The sequence below is a fragment of the Streptomyces sp. NPDC002588 genome, from assembly GCF_040295925.1.
Classification (GTDB): domain Bacteria; phylum Actinomycetota; class Actinomycetes; order Streptomycetales; family Streptomycetaceae; genus Streptomyces.
The window spans coordinates 503881-527910 of record NZ_JBEOWF010000001.1; the positions used below are offsets into that span (position 1 = coordinate 503881).

The 24030-nt window shown below is 71.0% G+C and carries 23 protein-coding genes; 13 read left to right on the plus strand and 10 right to left on the minus strand.

Features of this window, described 5'->3' with window-relative positions:
* The first annotated feature begins 94 nt into the window (after positions 1-94).
* The 5 genes from ABT057_RS02275 (at position 95) to ABT057_RS02295 (ending at position 4100) form a co-directional block, all read left to right on the plus strand.
* Positions 95-178: a putative leader peptide gene (locus ABT057_RS02275; RefSeq protein WP_352340592.1), complete on the plus strand. Its 84-nt coding sequence runs from the start codon at positions 95-97 to the stop codon at positions 176-178.
* 152 nt (positions 179-330) lie between these two features.
* Positions 331-1203: an ABC transporter permease gene (locus tag ABT057_RS02280; RefSeq protein ID WP_352340493.1), complete on the plus strand. Its 873-nt coding sequence runs from the start codon at positions 331-333 to the stop codon at positions 1201-1203.
* Entirely contained in the window at positions 1176-1901 is a 726-nt protein-coding gene (locus tag ABT057_RS02285; protein ID WP_352340494.1) for an ABC transporter ATP-binding protein, read from the plus strand. The genes ABT057_RS02280 and ABT057_RS02285 overlap by 28 nt, the downstream gene beginning before the upstream one ends.
* A gap of 42 nt (positions 1902-1943) precedes the next feature.
* Positions 1944-2969 (plus strand): ABC transporter substrate-binding protein, encoded by a 1026-nt coding sequence (locus tag ABT057_RS02290; protein ID WP_352340495.1) that lies wholly within the window; start codon positions 1944-1946, stop codon positions 2967-2969.
* A gap of 42 nt (positions 2970-3011) precedes the next feature.
* Positions 3012-4100: an NAD(P)-binding domain-containing protein gene (locus tag ABT057_RS02295; RefSeq protein WP_352340496.1), complete on the plus strand. Its 1089-nt coding sequence runs from the start codon at positions 3012-3014 to the stop codon at positions 4098-4100.
* A gap of 18 nt (positions 4101-4118) precedes the next feature.
* Here ABT057_RS02295 and mltG read toward each other — a convergent pair whose 3' ends face one another.
* Entirely contained in the window at positions 4119-4988 is an 870-nt protein-coding gene (mltG, locus tag ABT057_RS02300; RefSeq protein ID WP_352340497.1) for an endolytic transglycosylase MltG, read from the minus strand.
* 53 nt (positions 4989-5041) lie between these two features.
* On the minus strand, positions 5042-6847 hold the full coding sequence (locus ABT057_RS02305) for an ABC transporter ATP-binding protein (RefSeq protein ID WP_352340498.1): 1806 nt from the start codon (positions 6845-6847) through the stop codon (positions 5042-5044).
* Positions 6848-6941: 94 nt separating this feature from the next.
* Between ABT057_RS02305 and ABT057_RS02310 the strand changes: the two genes are divergently transcribed.
* Positions 6942-7409 carry a MarR family winged helix-turn-helix transcriptional regulator gene (locus ABT057_RS02310; protein ID WP_352340499.1) on the plus strand — a complete coding sequence of 156 codons (468 nt, stop codon included), beginning with the start codon at positions 6942-6944 and terminating at the stop codon, positions 7407-7409.
* A gap of 103 nt (positions 7410-7512) precedes the next feature.
* On the opposite strand, the gene ABT057_RS02315 is transcribed toward ABT057_RS02310, so the two are convergent.
* From ABT057_RS02315 to ABT057_RS02325, 3 genes are all read right to left on the minus strand, one after another.
* Complete coding sequence (locus ABT057_RS02315; RefSeq protein WP_352340500.1) at positions 7513-8898, minus strand: cation:dicarboxylate symporter family transporter; 1386 nt, start codon at positions 8896-8898, stop codon at positions 7513-7515.
* 180 nt (positions 8899-9078) lie between these two features.
* Positions 9079-10683, minus strand: a complete 1605-nt coding sequence (locus ABT057_RS02320; protein ID WP_352340501.1) for a peptide-N4-asparagine amidase — start codon at positions 10681-10683, stop codon at positions 9079-9081.
* 57 nt (positions 10684-10740) lie between these two features.
* On the minus strand, positions 10741-11484 hold the full coding sequence (locus ABT057_RS02325) for a L,D-transpeptidase family protein (protein WP_352340502.1): 744 nt from the start codon (positions 11482-11484) through the stop codon (positions 10741-10743).
* Positions 11485-11705: 221 nt separating this feature from the next.
* Here ABT057_RS02325 and ABT057_RS02330 point away from each other — a divergent pair, with 221 nt between their 5' ends.
* The 4 genes from ABT057_RS02330 to ABT057_RS02345 all read left to right on the plus strand — a co-directional run bounded on the left by ABT057_RS02330 (position 11706) and on the right by ABT057_RS02345 (position 16393).
* Positions 11706-13553 carry an ABC transporter transmembrane domain-containing protein gene (locus ABT057_RS02330; RefSeq protein WP_352340503.1) on the plus strand — a complete coding sequence of 616 codons (1848 nt, stop codon included), beginning with the start codon at positions 11706-11708 and terminating at the stop codon, positions 13551-13553.
* Positions 13550-15331, plus strand: a complete 1782-nt coding sequence (locus ABT057_RS02335; RefSeq protein WP_352340504.1) for an ABC transporter ATP-binding protein — start codon at positions 13550-13552, stop codon at positions 15329-15331. Before ABT057_RS02330 ends, ABT057_RS02335 begins: the two co-directional genes overlap by 4 nt.
* A 276-nt stretch (positions 15332-15607) precedes the next feature.
* On the plus strand, positions 15608-16078 hold the full coding sequence (locus ABT057_RS02340) for a DUF5709 domain-containing protein (protein WP_352340505.1): 471 nt from the start codon (positions 15608-15610) through the stop codon (positions 16076-16078).
* A 60-nt stretch (positions 16079-16138) separates the two neighbouring features.
* Positions 16139-16393, plus strand: a complete 255-nt coding sequence (locus tag ABT057_RS02345; protein ID WP_352340506.1) for a type B 50S ribosomal protein L31 — start codon at positions 16139-16141, stop codon at positions 16391-16393.
* A 38-nt stretch (positions 16394-16431) separates the two neighbouring features.
* Here the strand turns inward: ABT057_RS02345 and ABT057_RS02350 are convergent, their stop codons facing one another.
* Entirely contained in the window at positions 16432-17226 is a 795-nt protein-coding gene (locus ABT057_RS02350) for a metal-dependent hydrolase (protein ID WP_352340507.1), read from the minus strand.
* Between the two features lie 145 nt (positions 17227-17371).
* On the opposite strand from ABT057_RS02350, the gene ABT057_RS02355 reads away from it, so the two are divergent.
* The gene (locus ABT057_RS02355; protein WP_352340508.1) at positions 17372-19885 is read left to right on the plus strand and encodes a DEAD/DEAH box helicase; all 2514 of its coding nucleotides are present in this window, start codon (positions 17372-17374) and stop codon (positions 19883-19885) included.
* Positions 19886-19916: 31 nt separating this feature from the next.
* On the plus strand, positions 19917-20783 hold the full coding sequence (locus tag ABT057_RS02360) for an acyl-CoA thioesterase (protein WP_352340509.1): 867 nt from the start codon (positions 19917-19919) through the stop codon (positions 20781-20783).
* A 22-nt stretch (positions 20784-20805) separates the two neighbouring features.
* On the opposite strand, the gene ABT057_RS02365 is transcribed toward ABT057_RS02360, so the two are convergent.
* On the minus strand, positions 20806-21702 hold the full coding sequence (locus tag ABT057_RS02365; RefSeq protein WP_352340510.1) for a DUF6397 family protein: 897 nt from the start codon (positions 21700-21702) through the stop codon (positions 20806-20808).
* Between the two features lie 148 nt (positions 21703-21850).
* Positions 21851-22264, minus strand: a complete 414-nt coding sequence (locus ABT057_RS02370; RefSeq protein ID WP_352340511.1) for a roadblock/LC7 domain-containing protein — start codon at positions 22262-22264, stop codon at positions 21851-21853.
* A gap of 106 nt (positions 22265-22370) precedes the next feature.
* Between ABT057_RS02370 and ABT057_RS02375 the strand changes: the two genes are divergently transcribed.
* Positions 22371-22799 carry a PPOX class F420-dependent oxidoreductase gene (locus tag ABT057_RS02375; RefSeq protein ID WP_352340512.1) on the plus strand — a complete coding sequence of 143 codons (429 nt, stop codon included), beginning with the start codon at positions 22371-22373 and terminating at the stop codon, positions 22797-22799.
* 11 nt (positions 22800-22810) lie between these two features.
* On the opposite strand, the gene ABT057_RS02380 is transcribed toward ABT057_RS02375, so the two are convergent.
* Together ABT057_RS02380 and ABT057_RS02385 are read right to left on the minus strand one after the other, a co-directional pair.
* Positions 22811-23416, minus strand: coding sequence for a GTP-binding protein (locus tag ABT057_RS02380; protein ID WP_352340513.1), 606 nt, complete (start codon positions 23414-23416; stop codon positions 22811-22813).
* A 197-nt stretch (positions 23417-23613) separates the two neighbouring features.
* Positions 23614-24024, minus strand: a complete 411-nt coding sequence (locus ABT057_RS02385; RefSeq protein WP_352340514.1) for a DUF742 domain-containing protein — start codon at positions 24022-24024, stop codon at positions 23614-23616.
* Between the last annotated feature and the right edge of the window lie 6 nt (positions 24025-24030).

Sequence of the window (24030 nt, forward strand, 5' to 3'; positions counted from 1 at the left end):
CCACACGCGACCGGCCGCCCGGCGCCTGATACGGCCGGTCCGAACCGCGAGACGACCGTTGACCATGCGCATGCCGCCTGGCTACGTTCACCCCATGTTGCGTTCAGTCCTGCTCACCACGCGCGGTCACATCGACCTGCTGCGGGTGGCCTCCGCCGCGTGTCGCCGCGGCCGCTGACGCCTTTTCACGCTCTCTCCCCCTCTCCACCTCGGCCCTCCCTTCCCCTGTCCGCGCGTGCGGTGTGAGCTGAACACGCCCTGACACGCGCGGGGGACCGAGGTGTGCCTCGACCGTCCTCACCGGCCGCCGCCCCCTCCGTGGAGTTCCGCATGAGCATCAGCCACGCCCCACCCGACTCTCCGACACCCGATATTTCACCTATATCCGCCACCGCAGGACCCGGCCTCGAGGCCCTCGTCCCCCGCTCCACGCGCCGCACCCGTGTCCCCCGCTGGCTGCGCCGCACCACCGGACCGGTCCTGCTCCTCCTGCTGTGGCAACTCCTCAGCAGCACAGGCGTGCTGACCGCAGACGTGCTCGCCGCCCCGGGCCGGATCGCGCAGGTCGCCACGGACCTGGTCGCCGACGGTTCCCTGCCCTCGGCGATGGCCACCTCGCTCCGGCGGGTGGCCCTCGGGCTGCTCCTCGGAACCGTCCTCGGCACCGGACTCGCCCTGGTGTCCGGGCTGTTCCGGATCGGCGAGGACCTGGTCGACGCTCCCGTGCAGATGTTGCGGACCGTGCCGTTCGTCGGTCTCATCCCGCTGTTCATCATCTGGTTCGGCATCGGCGAGGCCCCGAAGATCGCCATCATCACGCTCGGCGTGACCTTCCCCCTGTACCTCAATGTCTACGCCGGCATCCGGGGCGTCGACGCCCAGCTGATCGAGGCCGGGGAGTCCCTCGGGCTGTCCAGGCGGGGGCTCGTGCGACACGTCGTACTGCCGGGCGCGCTGCCCGGGGCGCTGACGGGGCTGCGCTACTCGCTCGGTATCGCCTGGCTGGCGCTGGTCTTCGCCGAGCAGATCAACGCCGACTCCGGTATCGGCTTCCTGATGGTGCAGGCGCGGGACTTCCTGCGCACCGACGTGATCGTGGTCTGCCTCATCGTCTACGCCTTCCTCGGCCTCCTCGCCGATTTCATCGTCCGCTCCCTCGAAAGGCTGCTGCTGCAATGGCGACCGACGTTCACCGGCCGGTGACCCGGCAGGCGGTGCACGTGGTAGGGCTCACCCGCTCCTTCGACGGGCGCGCCGTCATCGAGAACCTCCGACTGGACGTCCGTCCGGGCGAGTTCGTCGCCCTGCTCGGCCGCAGCGGCTGCGGGAAGTCCACTCTGCTGCGCATCCTGGCGGGCCTCGACCGGGACATCCAGGGCACCGTGCTGGTGCCGCGCCGCAAGGCCGTCGCCTTCCAGGCGCCGCGGCTGATGCCGTGGAAGAAGGTGTGGCGCAACGTCCTGCTCGGCCTGCCGGGCAAGCCGGGGCGCGCCGTCGCCGACGACGCGCTGGAGGAGGTCGGCCTCGGCCACCGCTCCGACGCCTGGCCCAAGACCCTCTCCGGCGGCGAGGCCCAGCGCGCCTCGCTGGCCCGCGCCCTGGTCCGCGAGCCCGATCTGCTGCTGCTCGACGAGCCGTTCGGCGCGCTCGACGCGCTGACCCGGATCAAAGCCCAGCGGCTGGTCGGCGAGTTGTGGCAGCGGCGCGGCTGTGCCGTCCTGCTCGTCACGCACGACGTCGAGGAGTCCGTACTGCTCGCCGACCGGGTCCTCGTCATGGACGACGGGGTCATCGCCCACGAGCAGCACATCGGCCTCGACCGCCCACGGGACATCGCCGACCCCCGCTTCGCCGAACTCCGCGCCGGACTGCTCCACCGTCTCGGCGTCGAAGCCGCCTGACCCACCGCCATCCCACGACCGCCACCCCGAAACGGATCTCCCATGCGACGACGTCTCGCCCCCGCCGCTCTCCTCCTCCCCCTCGCCCTCCTGCTCACCGCCTGCAGCCAAAACGCCTCCGCCGGCACGGGCCTCGGCGGCGACGACACCGACGGCAAGGGTTCTCTCACTCTGAACGTCGGTGACCAGAAGGGTGGTTCCGAGGCCATCCTGCGCGCCGCAGGAGAGCTGAAGAACCTGGACTACAAGATCAAGTGGTCCACCTTCACCTCCGGTCCCCCACTGCTGGAGGCCGTCAATGCCAAGGCCGTCGACATCGGCGGCGTCGGCAACACCCCGCCCGTCTTCGCGGCCGGCGCGGGTTCGAAGATCACGGTGGTGGCCGCCTTCCACGGCACCTCCAGGGGCGACGCCGTCCTCGTACCGAACGGCTCGAAGCTGACGAAGCCCGCGCAGCTCAAGGGCAGGTCGGTCGCCGTGGCGCAGGGCTCCTCGGCGCACTACCAGCTGGTGGCCTCTCTCGAGGCGGCCGGGCTGAGCCTGAGCGACGTCAAGGTGAAGTACCTCCAGCCGGCCGACGCGCTCGCCGCGTTCACCTCCGGCAAGGTCGACGCATGGGCGGTGTGGGACCCGTACACCTCCCAGGTGCTCCAGGCGAAGCAGGGGCGGGTGCTGACCACCGGGGAGGGCATCACCAACGGTCTCACCTTCCAGGTGGCCGCCCCCGCCGCGCTGAAGGACACGAAGAAGGCGGCCGCGATCAAGGACTACCTGGGGCGGCTGCGGCGCGCCACCGCCTGGGTGTACGGCCACCAGGAGGACTGGGCCAGGGTGTGGTCGAAGGAGACCGGGCTCCCGTACGAGGTGGCGCTTGCGTCGGTGAGGCGGTCGAACGCCTCCCGGGTCTCGGTCGCGGTCGACAAGCCGCTGATCGCCTCGGAGCAGCAGATCGCCGACACGTTCACCGGGCTGAAGCTGATCCCGCGCAAGGTCGACTTCGCCGGCTTCGTGGATCCGCGCTACAACGGCGACCTGCCCGCCTCGACGACTGCCCCGCGCACGTCGTAGGGGTGCGGGAAGATCCGCTCGGCCCTCGCTGTTGGCAGAGGCGTGAACGAATTGCGTGAGGTCGAGGTGGTCGTCATAGGCGCCGGTCAGGCAGGACTGGCCGGCGCCTATCACCTGCGCCGTTCCGGTTTCGAGCCGGAACGGGACTTCGTGGTGCTGGACCACGCCCCGGGTCCGGGCGGCGCCTGGCAGTTCCGGTGGCCCTCACTGACGTACGGCAAGGTGCACGCGATGCACGCGCTGCCGGGCATGGAACTCACGGGGGCCGATCCGGAGCGGCCCTCCTCGGAGGTGATCTCCGAGTACTTCGACGCCTATGAGCGCGCCTTCGGTCTGCGGGTACGGCGGCCGGTGGACGTGCGCGCCGTGCGCGAGGGGCCGGACGGGCGGCTGCTCGTCGAGACCTCCGACGGTACGTGGTCCACGCGCGCGCTGATCAACGCGACCGGTACCTGGGACCGGCCCTTCTGGCCCCGCTATCCCGGCCAGGAAACCTTCCGCGGACGGCAGTTGCACACCGCGCAGTACCCCGGGCCCGAGACGTTCGCCGGGCAGCGGGTGGTCGTGGTGGGCGGCGGTGCGTCCGGTACGCAGCATCTGCTGGAGCTCGCGCCGTACGCCGCCGCCACGACCTGGGTGACCCGGCGGCCGCCCGTGTTCCGCGAGGGCCCCTTCGACGAGGAGGCGGGCCGCGGGGCGGTCGCGCTGGTGGAGGAACGGGTACGGCAGGGGCTGCCGCCGAAGAGCGTGGTGTCCGTGACCGGGCTGCCGCTCAACGACGCGATCCGGCAGGGGCTCGCGGACGGCGTCCTCGACCGGCTGCCGATGTTCGACCGGATCGTTCCGGAGGGCGTGGAGTGGGACGACGGGCGGCGGGCCGCCGCCGATGTCATCCTCTGGGCGACCGGTTTCCGGGCCGCCATCGACCATCTCGCCCCGCTGCGGCTGCGCGAGCCGGGCGGCGGGATCCGGGTGGAGGGCACCCGCGCGGTCGCCGATCCGCGGATCCATCTGTCCGGCTACGGGCCGTCGGCCAGCACCATCGGCGCCAACCGGGCGGGCCGGGCGGCCGTCCGGGACATCAGGCGGCTGCTGGACGAAGAGCCCGCCGCGGAGCGTCTCGCCGTCTGACGGACGGTCCCCGTCACCTCACCGGACCGCGGTCCTCCCCGCGGTCCTCCCCCCAGGGGCCCGCCGCTGGTTCCGGTTGAACTCGGCCACGTTGCGCTGGTGCTCCGCGAAACTCGCGGTGAAGCGGGTGTCTCCCGGCTTGACCGTGACGAAGTACAGCCAGTCGCCCGGGGCGGGACCGACGGCCGCGCGCATCGCCTCCTCGCCGGGATTGCCGATCGGTGTCGGGGGCAGCCCCATGCGCTGGTAGGAGTTGTAGGGGCTCGCGATGCGGGTGTCTTTCTCCGTGGTCAGCACGGTGTGGCGGTTCAGGGCGTAGTTGATGGTGGAGTCCATCTGGAGCGGCATACCGCGCTCCAGCCGGTTGTACACGACCCTGGCCACCTTCCCCATGTCCGCCTTGGTGGCGGCCTCGGCCTGGACGAGACTGGCGATGGTGACCGCCTGATAGACGTTCATCGCGTTGCGCTGGGCGCCCGCCGCGATCGGCGCCCCGCTGAACTTCTTGTTCGCCGTGTCGACCATGTACGACAGCAGCGCCTCCGGCGTCCACTTCCTGTCCAGCGGATACGTCGCCGGGAAGAGGTACCCCTCCGGGTTGCCCTCGGCGTCAGGGGGCAGCTTCAGGCCGGCCTTGGGTAGCGCCTTTCCGGTGGTGCCCGGGGGCAGGGCGAGCGCCTTGTCGACGGCCTCGTAGATCTGGCTCGCGCGCCGGCCCTCCGGGATGACCAGAGCGGTCGGTTTCTTCGGTTCCTCCTTCTGAGGCTCCTGGCTCAGCAGCGGCACCGCCACGGCGGTACCGGCCACGACGGCTCCGGTCGCGATGAGGGCGAGACGGCCCCGGCGCGTCAGTCGAATCGTGCTCCGTGGCGGAGTGTTCATCTGCATGCGGGCACGGTAACCCTCATATCGTCATAAAACCGGCATCGCTCGGCATACTGTCATCTTGTCGGCGCCAGACTGGCGTCCCTCCGCACCAGGGCCGCGTACCGCCCGCCCTGCTCCAACAGCTCCTCGTGCGTCCCCCGTTCGGCCAGCCGGCCCGCCTCCAGGACCACGATCTGGTCCGCACTGCGAATGGTGGACAGCCGGTGGGCGATGGTGAGGGTGGTGCGGTTGGCCGAGAGCGCGTCGATGGCCTCCTGCACGGCGTGCTCGGTGCGGGTGTCCAGAGCGCTGGTCGCCTCGTCGAGGATCAGCACCGGCGGGTCGCGCAGGATGGTGCGGGCGATCGCCAGGCGCTGCTTCTCGCCACCGGAGAAGCGGTGGCCGCGCTCGCCGACGACCGTGTCGTAGCCGTCGGGCAGGCCCGCGATGTGGTCGTGGATCTGCGCCGCCCGCGCGGCCGCGCGCAGTTCCTCGTCGGTGGCGTCCGGCTTGGCGAAGCGCAGGTTTTCGGCGACCGTCGCATGGAAGAGATACGTCTCCTGCGAGACGACGCCGACCGCGCGCGCGAGGGTGTCGAAGTCGAGGTCGCGGACATCGACGCCGTCGAGGGTGACACGGCCGCCGGTGACGTCGTACAGCCGCGGGACCAGGTAGCCCAGCGTGGACTTGCCGGCGCCGGTCGGGCCGACGATCGCGAGAGAGCCGCCGGCCGGGACCGTGACGTCGATCCCGTCGAGGACGGGTCCGCCCTTGTCGTCGTAGCCGAAGGTGACGCCCTCGAAGCGGACCTCGCCCTTGACCTCGTCGAGGTGGACCGGGTCGGTGCGCTCGGTGATGTCGATCGGCAGGTCGAGGTACTCGAAGATGCGCTGGAAGAGCGCCAGCGAGGTCTGGATCTGCACCCCTGTCGCCAGCAGGCTGACCGCGGGCCGGAACAGTCCCTGCTGGAGCGAGACGAAGGCGACGATCGTACCGAGCGAGACCTCCGGGCCGCCGAGCTGGAGGGCCATGCCCGCCGTCCAGTAGATGACCGCCGGCATCGCGGCCATCACGATGGTGATCACGGCCATGCGCCAGCGGCCGGCCATGTTCGACTTCACCTCCAGGCCGACCAGGCTCTCGGACTCCTCGGCGAAGGCCCGGGTGAGCGAGTCGGCGCGGCCCATGGTGCGGCCGAGCAGGATGCCGCTGACCGAGAGCGACTCGGTGACCGTGGCGGCCATGGCGGCCATCTGCTTCTGGCGCTGGGTGGTGATCTTCTTGCGTTCGTTGCCGACGCGGCGGCTGATCCAGACGAAGACCGGCAGGAGGAGCAGGGACACGACCGTCAGGCGCCAGTCGAGGGCGATCATCGCGATGATGGTCGCGACCACGCTGGTGAAGTTGGAGACCAGGGAGGTGGCCGTGGAGGTGACGGTGGCCTGCATTCCGCCGATGTCGTTGGCGATGCGGGACTGCACCTCGCCGGTGCGCGTGCGCGTGAAGAACGCGAGCGACATGCTCTGCAGACGGCCGTAGACGGCGGTGCGCAGGTCGTGCATGACGCGCTGGCCGACCGTCGTGGAGATCAGGGTCTGCAGGACGCCGAAGACGCTGCTGAGCACCGCGCTGAGGATCATGCCGAGGGCGAGCAGGCTCAGCAGGCCGGTGCGGCCCTCCGGGATGGCGACGTCGAGCGTTTCCTTCAGCAGGAAGGGCGTGGCGACCGAGACCAGGGAGGAGGCGGCCACGAGCAGGCCGACGACCGCGAGGCGGCTGCGGTAGGGCTTGAACAGCCTGACGATGCGGCGCACCTGCCGCGGCTGCTCTCCCTCGGCTTCGGCGGACGGGGTCCAGGAATCTGGTTTGTCGGGGTGCATGGGCTCCTACGGGAGGTGAGAGGGTGAAGACTGGCGGAGCATAGCTCATTGTTACCTATACTCACAATGAACGGCATCCTGATATTGTTCCCGCATGACCACCCCCGATTCCGACAGCGTGCTCGCCGAGCAGCTGCTCCGGTTCACCCGCCGGGTGCACCGGATCCAGAAGCGGCACATCGAGCAGTGCGGGCTCGGCGTCACCCCGGCCCAGTCCCGTCTGCTGCGTACGCTGACGTGCTACAACTCGCCGCCGCGCATGGCCGATCTCGCCGAGCGCCTGGAGGTGGTCCCCCGGGCGGTGACGACGCTGGTCGACGGGCTGGAGGCCAGCGGCAAGGTGCGCCGGGTCCCCGATCCGACGAACCGCCGGGTGATCCGGATCGAGCTCACGGACGACGGCCGGAAGGCTCTGGGCGAACTGCGCGGGGCGCGCAGATCCGCCGCGGAGGAGATCCTCGCACCGCTGACGGACGCACAGCGCCAGGTGCTCGGCGGACTCCTGGACACGCTGGTGGAGGGCGGGCTGGAGGCGGCACCGAAGCGCGGACACGGCTGCTGAAGCGTGCTTGCGGCCGGTCTTGCGCCAGAGCACCCGGAAACGGGCCGCGGCCGCCGCTCCGTACCTGCCGGAGTGGCGGCCGCGGCCCAATACCGAGGAGACGTCAGCCGGCCTCGGGGGCGGTCTCCTTGGTCGTCCGCGCGGGCACCGCGACCATCACGTCGGCCGCCGTCCCGCCCGGCTCCGCCGTCACCGGCTCGGGGTCGCCGTCCAGCGCCATCTTCGCCCGGTCCAGATCCAGCGCACCCTCCCACCGGGAGACCGCGAAGACCGCGACACAGTTGCCGAGGAGGTTGGTGACGACGCGCATCGAGTCCATGATGCGGTCGACACCGAGCAGCAGGGCGACGGCGCCGGCCGGGATGGCTCCCAGGGAGGACGCGGTCGCGGACAGGGCGAGGAAAGCCGAACCGGGGATGCCCGCCATGCCCTTGCTGGTCAGCATCAGCACCAGGATCACGGTGACCTGCTGACTCAGGCTGAGGTCCACACCCACCGCCTGAGCGATGAACAGCGTGCCGATGGACAGGTACAGCGAGGCGCCGTCGAGATTGAAGGAGTAGCCCGTGGGCAGCACCAGGCCCACGGCGTCGTCACGCGCACCGGCCTTGCGCAGCTTCTGCATCACGCGCGGCATGACGGCCTCGGTGGAGGCGGTGCCGAGCGCCAGCAGCATCTCCTCGCGGATGTAGCGCAGGAACTTCCACAGGCTGAGCCCGGTGACCAGGCGCAGGGCGACGGCGAGGAGCGCGACGAAGAGGGCGGCGGCCACGTAGCACAGGATGATCAGCTTGGCGTAGGTCTTGATGACCCCGAGCCCGTAGTTGCCGATGAGGACGGCCATCGCGCCGAACACCGCGATCGGGGCGAGGCGCATGACGAAGCCGACGATCGCGAAGATGATCTCCTGGGCCTGCTCGATCGCGGGCAGGACCTGCGGCACCCTGGTGCGGCCGAGGTGCAGCAGCGCGGCGCCCACCAGGCAGGCCAGGATGAGCACCTGGAGCAGGGAGTTCTCGGCGAAGGCGCCGATGAAACTGGTGGGCAGCGCGTTCAGGACGAACTCGGTCGTCGACGGCAGCGAGCCGCCGCCCGTCTTCGCGTCGACCGCCGAGGCGTCCAGGGTGGACGGATCGACGTGCATCCCGGAGCCGGGCTGGACGACATTGGCGGCGACGAGTCCGATCAGCAGGGCGAAGGTGCTCGCGACCTCGAACCAGATCAGCGCCTTGAGTCCGATCCGGCCGAACGCCTTCAGGTCACCGGCCTTGGCGATGCCGACGACGACCACGCAGAACACGAGCGGCGAGATGATCGTCTTGATCAGACGGATGAAGCCGTCGCCGAGCGGCTGAAGGTCCGCGGCCAGGCCGGGCCACAGCTTCCCGACGACGATTCCGAGCACGAGCGCGCAGAGGACCTGCGCGAAGAGTGAGGTACGCAGTATGCGTGCGACGCGTCGCGGCAGGGACGGGACGGACGGCGGCACGGGCACTCCTTGTGGGGGGACGACGGCGCGCAGAGGCCCCGAGGGGAGGGGGAGGACTTCTGCGATGCGGAAAGCGGCTTCCGTAACGACAACTTTGAAGGTGCCGTTGATCGCGCACAAGACCGCCCCGTTTCCGCCGTGTAAATCCCGCCGCGAGTGACGCATCGCACGCGCGCCGCGTCAGCAGCGCCTGCGGTCCTCCGTCAACAGCCCTTGCACCGTGGTGAGTCGGCGGTCGTAGCAGCCTTCTGAGCCGTGGAGCCGGTAGTGCTCGCCCGTCGTGCCGACCGCGTGCCGCTGGTCGCGGGGCACGTTCACGGTGTAGGTGGCGTCGCCCGTGTACGTGTCGTCGAGCCGCGACCACGCCGTGCGCCGGCCGCCTCGGGCCGTCACGGCGTCGGCCCGGTCGCCGAGGGTCAGCACGGTCCGCAGCCGGTCGTCCGCACCCACGGTGGTGGTGCCGTTCATCGTGTAGGTGCGGTGCGTGCGGCTGGTGACGGCCGGTCCGCGGCCGTCCACGGTGACCGTCTCGTCGTCCGTCCAGGTGGCGTCCAGGCCGTCGACGTTCTCGCCGTCGGTCCAGCGGTGCGCGGAGGTGGCCGCCAGGGTCCGGGAGACGGTGGTCGTCACCCGGCCGTGCGAGGTGTCGAGGTATCCGGCGACCGTCAGCCGGTGCCCGCCCTCGCTGTCGAGACGGTGCTCCGTACCGGGCGTGTACACCGTGGAGTCGGCCAGGTCGCCCACGTCGCTCCCGAGGAGTTTCCCGCCCACGACCGCCTTCCCCGCGTCCTGCCACACCAGCACGTTGACCGGCGTGCTCCAGCCGCTCTGCCCCTCGGGCACCCCGACGACCGACACCTCGACGCGGTGTGGGCGCCCGTCGTTGAGGATCCCGGCGAACGGGGTCAGGTCGTATTCGACGGGCTTGACGTCGAAGGCACGGGGGCCCGGGACGACGTACCAGAGGAAGGGGTTGGACCAGCCGCCGGTCCAGACGGTCGGGAAGGGGGTGGCGATGCCTGCCAGTCGCCCGTCGACCCTGACCTGGACCTCGCGGTACGGCCCGTCGTCCGCCTGACAGGAGTAGGGCGCCTTCTTGGGCACCGTCAGATACCAGTACTCCTCGCAGCCGCCGCCGGACCCGGTGGCGTACACCTCGGCCACCACGCGTTCGCTGTTGCGGGGCGTGGTGAGGGCCACGCCGTCATCCAGGGTGAGGACGCGGTCGGGTGTGTCGGCAGCCTGCCTGCCCGCGTAGAAGGTGAGCGTGACCTTGACGTCGATCACGCCCGTGTAGGTGTCGTCGACGACGTTCCCGATGAGCATCTCCACGTCGTGACCGGTGCGGAACGTGTCGCTGTAGCGCGTGACGTCCTTCTCCACGGACCATTCGATCCCGTCCGGCGAAGGCTCGGGCGTGGACGTGCGCAGCACCTCCACCCCGCCGACATGCACATAGCCGAGCCGGTCGAACTGCCGCCCCTTCACCTTGCCGTCGAGCCGCAGCACCACCTTGCTCCAGCGGTCGCCGCAGCGCTCCGGCGGGGTGTACGTGCCCCTGTACGGGGTGAAGTCCTTGAACTGCGCCTCTGCGAGGGTGACCTGACACGACCTGCCCGACGGTCTGTCCACGGGCGGCGCCGCGGTCACCGGGTCGTGCCAGTCGCTGCCGAACTCGGCGGGGACATCGGCCGCTCGGGCCGGAGAAGCCCCCAGGAGGGTGCCCACCACGAGGGTCAACCCACTGACCCCGGCGAGCATGGACATGATGAACCGACTCTTCATGGCCCGTGTTCTACGGCGAGTCGCCCCCTCCCCGCAATGACGCCTCCCCCACGAGCCCTATGCCTTCAGCGCTTCCCTGTCCCCCATCACCACCACGGGCTCCAGCTCCGGGTCGAGCGTGCGCAGCAGGTGCTTCATCGCCTCCCTGGCCAGACCGACGCAGGCCAGCGTGCCGCTGCCGTGGTCCAGGTGCAGCCAGATCCCGCCACCCTTCTCCTCACCCCACGGCTGTTCCGCGTCGTGCGGCGGCGTTCCCTTGACGCGGTTGTAGTCGATGGCGATGACGTAGTCGAAGTCGTGCGCGTGCGACGGACCCCAGTCGCTCGGCGCCGTGAAGTCCTCCGACTGCGTGTACGGCAGCCTGGTCCCGGGGTCGTCCAGGACACCGCCCGCGGCGGTCAGCGTGAACACGCCGACGGGACTGCGCTTGTCCCCCAGGCGGTGGTCCCACGTCCAGCCCTTCTTGCCGTTGTGCGCGGGCCAGCTGCGGACGCGCTCCCAGGCCGGGCCCCGCTTCAGGTAGAGCACGGCGGTGGACTTCGCGGAGTCCTCCGAGTCGCCGTACACCGCCAGGACTTGACGGGAGCCGGCGGGGATGCGCCGCAGCAGCCGGTCCCCGACGTCCGGGATCCGGGTCCGGTCGACCGGGCTCGGCGTGGCGCGCACGCCCTCGGCTCCCGCCGCCGCCCCGGCCCGGCGCGCCGTCTTCAGGTCCGCGCCGCCGCATGCGGACAGCGCCGCGAGAAGGAGGGCTCCGGCCGTCGTCGCGGCCGTCAGGGATCGCACAGCACCATGTCGCATCGCCCCATGCTCCCATCACTTTCCGGGCGTTTACGTGACGTTGCGGACATACAGCCCGTGTCGGTGAGCAGCCGGATCCGTACGCCCCCTGGAGAAAACAGGTTGATTTTGACCACGCTGTGACGCGAACCTTTCACGGTTTGTTGCCGCGCCTTGCGGTTCCCCCCATCCGCTCTCCCCGACCCATTCTCCCCACCCCCTGAACCGAGCCCTGGGACGCCATGCAGATCCAAGACCTTCCGTATCCCGACCCGGGCGTGCCGGACGTACGCTCAGGGCCTCGCTTCCTGTGGTGGCTCGGCCGCAATCAACTCGGCGGCCAGCTGAAGGCTCTGGCCTGGGGCCTGCTGCACTTCGTCGCCGTCTCGGCGCAGCCCTTCTGCGTCGGCCTGGCCATCGAGGCCGTGGTCGACCGGTCCGCCAGCCGGCTCGCCCTCACCGGCGGCCTGATGGCCCTCTGCGGCGCCGCCACCGCGATCGGGGACACCTTCCTGCACCGGGCCGCCGTCACCAACTGGATCACCGCGGCCGCCCGCGTCCAGCAGCTGCTCGCCCGCCAGGCCGCGCGGCTGGGATCGACGCTGACCCGGCGGGTCGCGGCCGGCGAGGTCGTGGCCGTGTCCACGGGCGACGTCGAGAAGATCGGCTGGTTCGTCGAAGCCGTGTCCCGCTTCACCGCCGCCGCCCTCACCGTCGTGTTCGTCTGCGTCGGTCTCGTGGTCTACCAGCCCGCGCTCGGCATCGTGGTCGCCGTGGGCCTGCCCGCCCTCGCGCTCGCCGTGCTGCCGCTGCTGCCCCGCGCGACACGCCGGGCGGACTTCCAGCGCGAGAAGGCCGGGCGCGCCACCGAACTGGCCTCCGACACCGTGGCCGGTCTGCGGGTGCTGCGCGGCATCGGCGGTGAGGAGCTCTTCCTCGACCGCTACCGCCGCGCCTCCCAGGAGGTCCGGCACGCGGCCGTACGGAGCGCCCGTATGTGGTCCCTGATCAGCGCCATACAGGTGCTGCTGCCGGGCCTGCTGCTGATCACGGTCGTCGTCTACGGCGTCCATCTGGCCCGCGAGGGCCGGATCAGCGTCGGCGAACTGGTCACCGTCTACAGCTCCGTGATGGTCCTGACGTATCCCCTCAGGCACTTCGAGGAGATCGCGATGGCCTACTCCTTCTCCCAGCCGTCGGCGAAACGTGCCGCCGGTGTGCTGTCGCTGGAGCGGGTCAGGGACGCGGGCGGGTCACGCGCGGCGGATCTGCCCTCGGGCGATCTGTACGACCCGGCGACCGGGCTGCGGGCCCCCGCCGCCCGGCTCACCGCCGTGGTGTGCGGGGACCCGGACGCGGCCGGACGGCTGGCGGAACGGCTGGGCGGACACCCGCCGCAGGACGGCACGTCGGTACTGCTCGACGGCGTCCCGCTGGACGAACTCCCGCTGGACTCCGCGCGCACGGCCGTCCTCGTCCAGGACAAGGACCCGGTGCTGCTGTCCGGTTCGCTGCGCGACCTGCTCGACGTGCCCTCCTCGGGCACGGTGGACGCGGCCGCGGCGCTGGCCGCCGCACAGTGCGGGGACGTCCTGGAGGCACTCGTGCAGGGCTCCCTGGAGGCCGACGACCCGATGGACGCCCGGATCACCGAACGCGGCCGCTCCCTGTCCGGGGGCCAGCGGCAGCGGCTGGCCCTGGCCCGGTCGCTCGTCACGGACCCGGAGGTCCTCGTCCTGGACGAGCCCACCTCCGCGGTCGACTCGCACACCGAGGCGCGGATCGCCGAAGGCGTGCGGGAACTGCGCGCCGGGCGCACGACAGTGGTGTTCACCTCCTCCCCGCTGCTGCTCGACCGGGCGGACCGGGTGGCCCTGGTGGACGACGGCGAGGTCGTCGCGGTCGGGAACCACCGCGAACTGCTGCACACCGAGCCCCGGTACCGGGCCGTGGTGACCCGCGAGACCGACGACGAGGCAGCGCGGGACACAGCGGCCGGTCTGAGCAGTGCGGCCGGCCTGAGCGACGCACTGTCGGTGCTCGGCAAGAACACGCTGGACGAACGAGAAGAGATCGAGGAGACGGCATGATCGGCGTCGCGCCACCCGAGTTCGACCCGGCGGCACCGACGACGGCGAGCACCCTGCCCGTCGGCGCACCCGCGACCGTACGCGCCTACGTGTCCGAACTCCTGCGCCGTCATCGCCGGGCCTTCGTGATCCTGTTGCTGGTCAACACGGTCGCCACAGTCGCCTCGATGGTGGGCCCCTGGCTCCTCGGAGACCTCGTGGAACGGCTCTCCGACGGGGCTCACGAACTGCATCTGCAGCTCACCACCACGCTGTTCGTCATCGCCCTGGTCGTCCAGGCGTTCTTCGTCCGTCAGGTGCGGCTGCGCGGCGCGATGCTCGGCGAGCGGATGCTGGCCGATCTGCGGGAGGACTTCCTCGTGCGGTCGGTCGGCCTGCCGCCGGGCGTCCTGGAACGGGCCGGAACCGGTGACCTGCTGTCCCGCATCACCACGGACATCGACCGGCTGGCCAACGCCATGCGCGAGGCCGTGCCCCAGCTGACCATCGGCGTGATGTGGGCGGGGCTGCTGCTCGGCGGTCTCGTCGTCATGGCGCCGCCCCTCGCGCCGGCCGTGCTGGTCGCGGTGCCGCTGCTCGTCGCCGGATGCCGCTGGTACTTCAAGCGGGCGCCTTCCGGCTACCGCTCGGAGGCCGCCGGGTACGCCGCCGTGGCCGCCGCCCTCGCCGAGACCGTGGACGCCGGGCGGACCGTCGAGGCCCACCGCCTCGCCGACCGCCGCATCGCCGTGTCCGAACTGAGGGTCCGGCAGTGGACGGCCTGGGAGCGCTACACCCTGTGGCTGCGGTCGGTGCTGTTCCCGGTCATCAACCTCGTGCACGTCACGGTGCTCGCCTCGGTCCTGATGCTCGGCGGTGTGTTCGTCATACAGGGCTGGATCGGGGTCGGGCAGCTGACGACCGGCGCGCTGCTGGCACAGATGCTCGTCGACCCGGTCAACCTCATCCTGCGCTGGTACGACGAGCTGCAGGTGGCGCAGGTGTCGCTGGCCCGCCTCGTCGGCGTGCGGGACATCGAGCCGGACGCCGGGGAGACCGGGCTGGCGCCGGACGGCCGCGACGTACACGCCGACCGGGTCCACTTCGGCTACCGCGAGGGCGTGGACGTGCTGCGCAAGGTGTCCCTCGAGGTCGCCCCCGGCACCCGGCTGGCGCTGGTCGGCCCCTCGGGTGCCGGCAAGTCCACGCTGGGCCGGCTCCTCGCCGGCATCTACGCCCCGCGGGACGGCCGGATCACCCTCGGCGGCGCCGAACTGTCGCGGATGACCGCCGAACGGGTCCGCTCCCACGTGGCACTCGTCAACCAGGAGCACCACGTCTTCGTCGGCTCCCTGCGCGACAATCTCCGGCTCGCCCGGACCGGCGCCGAGGACGCCGAGCTCTGGGCGGCGCTGGGCGCCGTGGACGCGGACAGCTGGGCGCGGGCACTGGAGGACGGGCTGGACACGGAGGTCGGCTCGGGCGGCGTCGCGCTCACTCCGGCACAGGCCCAGCAGATCGCGCTGGCCCGGCTGGTGCTGGCGGACCCGCACACCCTGGTCCTGGACGAGGCGACCTCGCTGCTCGACCCGCGAGCCGCCCGGCACCTCGAGCGCTCCCTCGCCCGTGTCCTCGACGGCCGCACCGTCGTCGCCATCGCCCACCGCCTGCACACCGCCCACGACGCCGACGTCATCGCCGTCGTCGAGAACGGCCGCATCAGCGAGCTGGGCAGCCACACCCAGCTGGTCGCGGCTGAGGGCGCGTACGCGGCGCTGTGGCGGTCCTGGCACGGGTGAGGCGGACCGCTCCCGTGCTCGCCCCGGAGGGGGCCCGGCCCTGCGGGCAGCCGCACGCCGGCGCCCCCTGACCGCGGCCCCGAGAGTCCCCTCCGGCGTTCGTCGTGTCTCTGGCGTTGCGCGGTCCCGAAGCGGGATGGAACGCTGGATACCGGCACCCGTGCGGGAAACGGCCCGGATCCGTCCGGTGCACGCCGGGCCCGGCCGGTGCCCCGTGCGGCGGTACCCCATCGCCGACCGCGGTGAGAACGGGCCCGTCACCCCCTGGAGGTACCCGTGAACAGCGTCGACGGATGGGGGGACGACGTCTACCAGCCCGACGCCTCCGACATCCAGGAGGACACGGGGCTGCTCGACACCGAGGACACGCTCGTGGACGACGGCGTCGAGGACCCCCTCGATCGCGGCTGGTCCCCTCCCGAGCGGCCCTGGGCCGTGGAGCACTCCGGGGTGACGGCCGCGGAGCGCCGGCAGGGCGAGACGCTGGACCAGCGGCTCGCGGAGGAGGTGCCCGACCTCCCCGTGCCCGACGGGGACGGCCTCGGCGACTGCGACGGCACCGACGGGGAACTCCTCGACAACGAGGTGGGCACGGTCCGCTCCGGCCGCCTCGTGGCACCGGACGAGGGAACCCACGAGGACGAGGAGAGCGCCCTGGTCGCCACCGACGTCGGCATCGACGGGGCGGCCGCCTCCGCGGAGGAAGCCGCGATGCACATCGTCGACGAGGACGGCCTGTCCGGCTGACCCGCCCGCCCCGGTTCCGTCACCGCAGGTTCGGTCACCGCACGAGGACCAGGAGAATCCATGAAGCAGGACCAGCACCCCGACTACCACCCGGTCGTCTTCCGCGACCGGGCCGCCGGCTACGCCTTCCTCACCCGCTCCACCGCGACCAGCGACCGGACGATCGACTGGGACGACGGCGAGACCTACCCCGTGGTGGACGTGGAGATCTCCTCGGAGAGCCACCCCTTCTTCACCGGCAAGGCGCGCACGGTGGACACCGAGGGCCGGGTCGCCCGCTTCGAGCGGCGCTACGGCGACGGCACGACCGCCTGAGCCGGCGCCGCTCCGCACGCGGACGTTCGCCAGGTGCCTCAGATGACGTTGAGGGCCGCCGCGGCGCCCACGCCGCCGAGCACCATGAACACCGGCATCAGCACCTTGAGCTCCACCCAGCTGCCCGCCCGGAACCGCATCGCCTTGGGCGGGCCCAGGGGGTACCAGCGCTTGCGCCCGATCGGGATGGGCCACAGCACAGGACAGCCGGAGACGGTCAGCGCGTCCCCGATGTCGTGCACCAGGGCGCCCAGCACGATCGGCAGCCCCAGCCACAGGTACTCCTGGCCCGGGTCCGTGAACAGCCAGTCCGCGCCGTTGCCCGGTTTGTCCAGGACGCCGGCCAGGATCCAGGCGCTGGTCGCGGCGAGCAGCCACACCAGCACATCGCTGCTGGAACCACGGGCCGCCCGCCACAGCAGGCCCTCGATCGCCAGCACCATGTGCACGAAGAGGATCGCCAGCACCGCCCAGCGGCCCCCGGCGATCGCCAGCGCCGAGGCACCCGCGCCGATCGTGACCGCCCACAGCCAGGTGTGCGTCAGGGTCCGGTGCCCGCCCGAGCGACGCGGGTCGCCCTGCTTCCTCGTGCCCTTGTAGACGGCGTAGGAGAGCTTGTCGACGATCTCGCACAGCCATCGCGAGACGGGACCGAAGGAGCGCGAGATGGTGGCGGCCTTGTGGTCGAGGTCCGGAGCGAGCGCGGCACCGGCGCAGATCAGCGCACCGGAGAGGAGGACCGGCCAGGGCATCGTGTGCCCGGCCGCTGCGGCCGCCGCACCGACGCCTAGCCAGGCCGCGGCGCCCGACAGTGAGTGTGCTGGTCCCATCATGGCCGTTGCCCGCCCCATTCCTCGTGTGCCGCTGTCCAGTTGACCGGGTGCGATGACGCTCCGTCGGCGACACAGCGTAGCTGCCGTGATCTTCGGGCCGACAGCCGATTCCCCCATCGGGCGCGCGGGCAGGCAAGATGGGGTCGTGACCCTCATCGATCAGTTGCCGCCGACCGCAGATCCCGATGCCCTGTACGAAGCCTTCGAGTCCTGGGCCCAGGAGCGCGGTCTCACGCTCTACTCCCACCAGGAGGAGGCGCTGATCGAGGTGGTCTCCGGGGCGAACGTGATCGTGTCGACGCCCACCGGCTCCGGCAAGAGCATGATCGCGGCGGCCGCGCACTTCGCGGCCCTCGCCCGGGACGAGGTCACCTTCTACACGGCTCCGATCAAGGCGCTGGTGTCGGAGAAGTTCTTCGAACTGTGCAAGATCTTCGGCACGGAGAACGTCGGGATGCTGACCGGCGACGCGTCCGTCAATTCCGACGCACCGGTCATCTGCTGCACCGCCGAAGTGCTCGCCTCGATCGCGCTGCGCGACGGCAAGAACGCGGACGTGGGCCAGGTCGTCATGGACGAGTTCCACTTCTACGCCGAGGGCGACCGCGGCTGGGCCTGGCAGATCCCCATCCTGGAACTGCCTCAGGCGCAGTTCGTCCTCATGTCGGCCACGCTCGGCGACGTGTCCTTCTTCGAGAAGGACCTCACCCGCCGCACCGGCCGCCCCACGGCGGTGGTCCGCTCGGCGACCCGGCCCGTGCCGCTCTCCTACGAGTACCGCTACACCCCGATGACGGAGACCCTCACCGACCTGCTGGAGACGAGGCAGGCACCCGTCTACATCGTGCACTTCACGCAGGCGCAGGCGGTGGAGCGGGCGCAGGCGCTGATGAGCATCAACATGTGCTCGCGTGAGGAGAAGGAGCAGATCGCCGAGCTCATCGGCAACTTCCGCTTCACCACCAAGTTCGGCCGCAACCTCTCCCGTTACGTACGGCATGGAATCGGCGTCCACCACGCGGGCATGCTGCCCAAGTACCGGCGTCTCGTGGAGAAGCTCGCCCAGGCCGGTCTGCTGAAGGTGATCTGCGGTACGGACACGCTCGGGGTCGGCGTCAACGTGCCGATCCGCACCGTGCTGTTCACGGCGCTGACGAAGTACGACGGCAACCGGGTGCGCACCCTGCGGGCGCGTGAGTTCCACCAGATCGCGGGCCGGGCCGGGCGGGCCGGCTTCGACACGGCGGGTTTCGTGGTCGCGCAGGCGCCCGAGCACGTCATCGAGAACGAGAAGGCGCTCGCCAAGGCGGGCGACGACCCGAAGAAGCGCCGCAAGGTGGTCCGCAAGAAGGCGCCGGAGGGCTTCGTCGGCTGGACGGAGAACACCTTCGAGAAGCTCATCGAGTCGGAACCGGAGCCGCTGACCTCGCGTTTCCGCGTGACGCACACGATGCTGCTGTCGGTGATCGCCCGCCCCGGCAACGCCTTCGAGGCGATGCGCCATCTGCTGGAGGACAACCACGAGCCCCGCAGGCAGCAGCTGCGGCACATCCGGCGCGCGATCGCGATCTACCGCTCGCTGCTGGACGGCGGGATCGTCGAGAAACTCGACGAGCCGGACGCCACGGGCCGTGTCGTCCGGCTCACCGTGGACCTGCAGCAGGACTTCGCGCTCAACCAGCCGCTGTCCACCTTCGCACTGGCCGCGTTCGAACTGCTCGATCCCGAATCGCCGTCGTACGCACTGGACATGGTCTCCGTCGTGGAGTCCACGCTGGACGACCCCCGGCAGATCCTGGCCGCCCAGCAGAACAAGGCGCGCGGCGAGGCGGTCGCCCTGATGAAGGCGGACGGCGTCGAGTACGAGGAGCGCATGGAGCGGCTCCAGGACATCACCTACCCCAAGCCTCTGGAGGAACTGCTCTTCCACGCGTACAACACGTACCGCAAGAGCCACCCGTGGGTCGGCGACCATCCGCTGTCGCCGAAGTCCGTCATCCGTGACATGTACGAGCGGGCGATGTCCTTCACTGAGCTGGTGTCCCACTACGAACTGGCCCGCACCGAGGGGATCGTGCTGCGCTACCTGGCCAGTGCCTACAAGGCCCTCGACCACACCGTCCCCGACGATCTCAAGTCCGAGGACCTGCAGGACCTGATCGAGTGGCTGGGCGAGATGGTGCGCCAGGTCGACTCCAGCCTGCTGGACGAGTGGGAGCAGCTCGCCAACCCGGAGGAGATGACCGCGGAGGAGGCCCAGGAGAAGGCCGACGAGGTCAAACCGGTCACCGCGAACGCGCGCGCCTTCCGGGTCCTGGTGCGCAACGCGATGTTCCGGCGGGTCGAGCTGGCCGCCCTCGACCAGGTCGGGCAGCTGGGCGAGATGGACGCGGAGTCCGGCTGGGACGCCGAGGCGTGGGGCGAGGCCATGGACAAGTACTGGGACGAGTACGACGACCTCGGGACCGGACCGGACGCCCGCGGCCCCAAGCTGCTCGTCATCCAGGAGGAGCCGCAGAACGGTCTGTGGCGGGTGCGGCAGATCTTCGACGACCCCAACGACGACCACGACTGGGGCATCAGCGCGGAGATCGATCTCACGGCCTCCGACGCGGAGGGCCGGGCGATCGTCCGCGTCACCGACGTCGGCCAGTTGTGACAACAGCACGAGGCACAGGAGAAGGACACCGATGACGAATCCGGCCGAGAGACTCGTCGACCTGCTCGACCTGGAGCAGATCGAGGTCAACATCTTCCGCGGCCGCAGCCCGCAGGAGTCCCTGCAGCGGGTCTTCGGCGGGCAGGTGGCGGGGCAGGCGCTGGTCGCGGCCGGCCGGACCACCGAGGGCGACCGGCCCGTGCACTCGCTGCACGCGTACTTCCTGCGCCCGGGCCGGCCGGGCGTTCCGATCGTGTACCAGGTCGAACGGGTGCGGGACGGCCGGTCGTTCACGACCCGCCGGGTCACCGCCGTGCAGCAGGGCCGCACGATCTTCAATCTCACCGCCTCCTTTCACAAGCCTGAGGAAGGTCCCTTCGAGCACCAGCTGCCGTCGGCCCGCAAGGTTCCGGACCCGGAGTCCCTGCCGACGGTGGCGGAGGAGGTCCGGGCGCATCTGGGCGCGCTCCCCGAGCAGTTGGAGCGGATGGCGCGCCGTCAGCCGTTCGACATCCGGTATGCGGACCGGCTGCGCTGGAGCGCGCAGGACCTCGAGGAGGCCGAGCCGCGCAGCGCGGTGTGGATGCGTGCGGTAGGTCCGCTGGGCGACGATCCGCTCGTGCACACCTGCGCTCTGACGTACGCAAGTGACATGACCCTCCTGGACGCCGTCCGTCTGCCGGTGGAGCCTCTGTGGGGCCCGCGGAGCTTCGACATGGCGTCGCTGGACCACGCGATGTGGTTCCACCGGCCGTTCCGTGCGGACGAGTGGTTCCTGTACGACCAGGAGTCTCCGATCGCGACCGGCGGCCGCGGACTGGCTCGCGGGCAGATCTACGACCTGGAGGGCCGCCTGCTCGTGTCGGTCGTCCAGGAGGGGCTGTTCCGGGCGCTGTAACCCGGGCTGTTCACCGGGTCGGTCATGAACCTCTGCGGCACAGCCGGCTCAGCAGACCGCGCGGGGAGCGCTGGGGCCGGCCGGGTGTCTCCGGTGCCCGTGTCGGGCGTGGCGGGTGCGATGGGTGGGCGGGCGTGGCCGGGCGCGGGGCCGGTTGGTGTACGCGGGCCTCGTCCAGGGTGCGTGCCAGGTCGGACCTGAGCCAGTCGATCTCGTCGGGATCGTCGGCCGTGGTGATCTTCTCGACGAGGTGTGCGGCCGGGCTGCCGGGGGCGCCGTGGGCCGGCGGTCCGGGCCGGAACCGGTTCAGGTGGGAGCGCTCGTAGGGATCCTCGACGATCTCCGCGAGGTGTGTGGGGTCGAGAAACGCGGCCAGGGCTCCGGCCCGCTGCCAGGGGTCGCCGGCCTGCCGGAGCAGGAAGCCCAGGTGGCGTCCCCGCCAGTTCCGGGGCCTGAGATCCAGTCCCGCGGCCAGTTGAGCCCGCATCGGGGCGGGCGCCCGGCCCGTGAGCAGGCGCGCGTGGTTCTCGTCGGCGGCGAACTGCCTTAGTTCGTCGGCGAGATAGAGCCACACCACCGCCCTGTAGCGGTTGAGGTAGAACTTCACGGGCACCAGCAGGCCCGATCGGGCGAGGCGCGTGAAGCGGGGAGCCGGCACCCCCATCAGGGCGGCGCCCTCGACGGTACCCACGGCCCGGACGCTCTCGCGCAGTTCATCGGGCGGGCCGGACACTCCGAGCAGCCGCTCGATCTCCGCGCGGGCCACCCGGCGGCCCCCTCCCCCTTCGTCGGGCACGGTCCTGATCCGCCCGAGGTGCACGGCGAGGTCGAACTCGCTTCGCTTCAGCCCCAGTTCGCGGGCCGCTCGGCTCGCGGAGCAGGAGGCGTTCCGCTGTGCTGCGACGGTGTTTCCGGTCATGATCGGTCTCCCCCGTGGAGCGGTGTGGAGTCATGTGGGTGGAACAGGCCCGCACGGTCCGCGATGGCCTCGGAAAAAACCGTAGCCGGATTCGCGGATCTCGTGGCGAGCCTGTGGATAACTCCACGGGGGCCGATGAAAGCGCAGGTCAGATGTCTTCCAGTGGGGCTCGGTCGGGCTGCCGGGCGTCCACGGTGAGGTGCTCGCCGACCCGGCTGACGAGCAGGGTCATCTCGTAGGCGATCTGGCCCATGTCGGCCTCCGCTCCGCTGAGCACGCACAGGCAGCTGCCGCTGCCCGCCGCCGTGACGAACAGCAGCGCGTCATCGAACTCGATCATGGTCTGCCGCACCTGCCCCGCGCCGAAGTGGCGCCCTGAGCCCTTGGCGAGGCTGTGCAGTCCGGACGAGACGGCGGCGAGGTGCTCGGCGTCCTCGCGTCCCAGTCCCGTACTCGCGCCCGCCACCAGCCCGTCGTTCGACAGCACCAGTGCGTGCCGGACGTGGTCGACGCGCTCGGTCAGGTCGTCCAGCAGCCAGCCCAGGCCCTGTTTCTGCGCCATGTCCCCATCTCCCCGCGCGTTCCCCGTGTTGTGTCCTCCGCCTCAACGGAGGAATCGCCCGCCAGCCTTCCCCAGGTTCGGCCGCCGGAGCAAGGAGGATGGCGGCATGGCGCAGAAGATGACCGACGAGGAATGGCGGGCGTTCGTCTCGCACGGCACCCGTACCGGGAAGCTGTCGACGGTGCGGGCCGACGGCAGTCCGCACATCGCACCGATCTGGTTCCTGCTCGACGGGGACGACGTGGTGTTCAACACCGGCAAGGAGACGGTGAAGGGGCGCAATCTGGCGCGGGACGGCCGCATCGCCCTGTGCGTGGACGACGACCGGCCGCCGTTCGACTACGTGGTGTTGCAGGGCCGTGCCCGGATCTCGGAGGACCTCGACGAGGTCCGGCACTGGGCGGGCCGGATCGGCGCCCGGTACATGGGCGAGGACCGTGCCGAGGAGTTCGGCGCCCGCAACGGTGTGCCCGGTGAACTGCTCGTCCGTGTCACGGTCGACAAGGTCCTGGCGCAGAAGGCGATCGCGGGCTGACCTCGGCCTCTTCAGCTCACGGAGTCGAGCAGCCGGGCGGTGTGCATTCGCCCGGCGTACTCGACGAGCCGGATCAGCACCTCCTTGCCCGAGTCACGGTCCCGCGCGTCGCACAGGACGACCGGCGTGCCGCCGTCCAGGTCGAGGGCGCGCGAGACGTGTTGGGCGCCGTACGCCCGGGCGCCGGTGAAGCAGTTGACGGCGACGACGAACGGGATGTGCCGGTGCTCGAAGTAGTCGACCGCGGGGAAGCAGTCCTCGAGGCGGCGGGTGTCGGCGAGGACCACCGCTCCCAGGGCGCCCTGGGAGAGTTCGTCCCACAGGAACCAGAAGCGGTCCTGGCCCGGGGTGCCGAACAGGTAGAGGGAGAGTCCGGAGCGGATCGTGATCCGGCCGAAGTCCATGGCGACGGTCGTGGTCACCTTCTGGTCCACGCCGCCGGTGTCGTCCACCAACTGGCCGGCTTCGCTGAGCAGTTCCTCGGTGCGCAGCGGCTTGATCTCACTGACCGCCCCCACCAATGTGGTCTTGCCGACGCCGAACCCGCCGGCGACCAGAATCTTCAACGCCAGGGGGGCCGTCTCGCCGCCCGTGGCATCGGAGTGCTCGGAGACCATGGATCACTTCTCTCGGAAAAGTACGGCTTCGGCGCGGGTGCGCGAAGCCAGCATCATGACAACTGAGGCCGCCTTGCGACGGGTTCGACCGCAATCTGCCCGGTCTGACCGCCTCCTGCGCGTTCGATGTCCGAAGGTGTGCGTCGGCCTGCGCGAGGCCGGTCCGATACATGTCCGGATCCGGCCTGAACCTTCGTCTACAGGGCCCGCAACCCCTCGATCACCTCGCGCAGAATCCGCTCGTCGGGCAGCTGTGCGGGAGGGACCGGCCGGCTCACGGTGACACGGCCGGCTTCCAGGAGGTCGCCGAGGAGGACCCGGACCACGCCCACGGGGAGGTCCGCGCCCGCCGCGAGCTCGGCGACGGACTGGGTCTCCGTGCGGCACAGGCCGATGAGGGTCCCGTGCTCCGGCCCGAGCGCCGCCGCGTCCGTGCCGGGCGCGCCCGGGTCCAGGGTGACCAGGGCGATCAGGTCGAGGCGCACTCCGGTGGGGCCGGGCTCGGTGCGTCCGCCCGTCACGGCGTAGGGACGCACCAGCGGGCCGGCCTCGTTGTCGTACCACTGGCTGCCCGGCTCGGGCGGGGCGCCGGTCATGTCCTCGGTCATGGGTGC

Excerpts from the sequence above, each read along its gene's own strand:
- ABT057_RS02275 (WP_352340592.1), top strand. The coding sequence starts at position 95 with ATGTTGCGTTCAGTCCTGCTCACCACGCGCGGTCACATCGACCTGCTG.
- ABT057_RS02280 (WP_352340493.1), top strand. The coding sequence starts at position 331 with ATGAGCATCAGCCACGCCCCACCCGACTCTCCGACACCCGATATTTCA.
- ABT057_RS02285 (WP_352340494.1), top strand. The coding sequence starts at position 1,176 with ATGGCGACCGACGTTCACCGGCCGGTGACCCGGCAGGCGGTGCACGTG.
- ABT057_RS02290 (WP_352340495.1), top strand. The coding sequence starts at position 1,944 with ATGCGACGACGTCTCGCCCCCGCCGCTCTCCTCCTCCCCCTCGCCCTC.
- mltG (WP_352340497.1), bottom strand. The coding sequence starts at position 4,988 with ATGCAGATGAACACTCCGCCACGGAGCACGATTCGACTGACGCGCCGG.
- ABT057_RS02305 (WP_352340498.1), bottom strand. The coding sequence starts at position 6,847 with ATGCACCCCGACAAACCAGATTCCTGGACCCCGTCCGCCGAAGCCGAG.
- ABT057_RS02310 (WP_352340499.1), top strand. The coding sequence starts at position 6,942 with ATGACCACCCCCGATTCCGACAGCGTGCTCGCCGAGCAGCTGCTCCGG.
- ABT057_RS02320 (WP_352340501.1), bottom strand. The coding sequence starts at position 10,683 with ATGAAGAGTCGGTTCATCATGTCCATGCTCGCCGGGGTCAGTGGGTTG.
- ABT057_RS02325 (WP_352340502.1), bottom strand. The coding sequence starts at position 11,484 with ATGCGACATGGTGCTGTGCGATCCCTGACGGCCGCGACGACGGCCGGA.
- ABT057_RS02330 (WP_352340503.1), top strand. The coding sequence starts at position 11,706 with ATGCAGATCCAAGACCTTCCGTATCCCGACCCGGGCGTGCCGGACGTA.
- ABT057_RS02335 (WP_352340504.1), top strand. The coding sequence starts at position 13,550 with ATGATCGGCGTCGCGCCACCCGAGTTCGACCCGGCGGCACCGACGACG.
- ABT057_RS02345 (WP_352340506.1), top strand. The coding sequence starts at position 16,139 with ATGAAGCAGGACCAGCACCCCGACTACCACCCGGTCGTCTTCCGCGAC.
- ABT057_RS02350 (WP_352340507.1), bottom strand. The coding sequence starts at position 17,226 with ATGATGGGACCAGCACACTCACTGTCGGGCGCCGCGGCCTGGCTAGGC.
- ABT057_RS02360 (WP_352340509.1), top strand. The coding sequence starts at position 19,917 with ATGACGAATCCGGCCGAGAGACTCGTCGACCTGCTCGACCTGGAGCAG.
- ABT057_RS02365 (WP_352340510.1), bottom strand. The coding sequence starts at position 21,702 with ATGACCGGAAACACCGTCGCAGCACAGCGGAACGCCTCCTGCTCCGCG.
- ABT057_RS02370 (WP_352340511.1), bottom strand. The coding sequence starts at position 22,264 with ATGGCGCAGAAACAGGGCCTGGGCTGGCTGCTGGACGACCTGACCGAG.
- ABT057_RS02375 (WP_352340512.1), top strand. The coding sequence starts at position 22,371 with ATGGCGCAGAAGATGACCGACGAGGAATGGCGGGCGTTCGTCTCGCAC.
- ABT057_RS02380 (WP_352340513.1), bottom strand. The coding sequence starts at position 23,416 with ATGGTCTCCGAGCACTCCGATGCCACGGGCGGCGAGACGGCCCCCCTG.
- ABT057_RS02385 (WP_352340514.1), bottom strand. The coding sequence starts at position 24,024 with ATGACCGAGGACATGACCGGCGCCCCGCCCGAGCCGGGCAGCCAGTGG.